Below are 341 nucleotides of genomic sequence, written 5' to 3'. Positions count from 1 at the left end.
TCATGGAGCAAGGGCAAATCGTACTGGAAGGAGCTCCTCGGGAGGTGTTTGGTCGACAGGAACGATTGCAGGAGCTTCATCTTGAAGTGCCGGAGGCGAGCCAAATTGCCGCGCTGGTGCACGGTGAATATTCTCCTTTTGCCCGTTCGTTGATCCATAATGATGAAATCGTGGCAGAGGTAAAGCGGCTGCACGCAGTCAGGGCGGAGGCGAGCGGGTCATGACACAACCAATCCTGCAGGTGCGAGAGTTGACGCATACATACATGCAGGGCACTCCGCTAGAGCATAAAGCACTTCATGGAGTGAACATGCACGCAGACGAAGGGGAATGCATTGCGA

General features: G+C 54.5%; 1 pseudogene. It reads left to right on the top strand.

Annotated features, from left to right (window positions below):
- Nucleotides 1-224 (top strand): annotated as a pseudogene (locus MXD62_RS10595) (energy-coupling factor transporter ATPase); the annotation flags it as partial.
- Nucleotides 225-341: the final 117 nt, after the last annotated feature.

The sequence above is a fragment of the Frankia sp. Mgl5 genome, from assembly GCF_023242985.1.
Classification (GTDB): domain Bacteria; phylum Actinomycetota; class Actinomycetes; order Frankiales; family Frankiaceae; genus Parafrankia; species Parafrankia soli.
Note: the sequence above shows the minus strand (reverse complement) of the source record. Positions and strands in the feature narration are given on the sequence as shown.